Here is a 204-nt window from a genome sequence, read left to right on the forward strand (position 1 = left end):
GGTAATACGAAGGGGGCTAGCGTTGCTCGGAATGACTGGGCGTAAAGGGCGCGTAGGCGGACTGCACAGTCAGGCGTGAAACTCCTGGGCTTAACCTGGGGACTGCGTCTGAGACGTGTGATCTAGAGTGAGGAAGAGGGTCGTGGAATTTCCAGTGTAGAGGTGAAATTCGTAGATATTGGAAAGAACACCGGTGGCGAAGGC

1 rRNA gene is annotated in these 204 nt (G+C 54.9%); it reads left to right on the top strand.

Annotation, left to right across the window (positions count from 1 at the left end):
- Window positions 1-204: ribosomal RNA gene (locus FHK92_RS27515) — 16S ribosomal RNA — on the top strand; the annotation flags it as partial.

The sequence above is a fragment of the Pseudomonas brassicacearum subsp. neoaurantiaca genome, from assembly GCF_013608025.1.
Taxonomy (GTDB): domain Bacteria; phylum Pseudomonadota; class Gammaproteobacteria; order Pseudomonadales; family Pseudomonadaceae; genus Aquipseudomonas.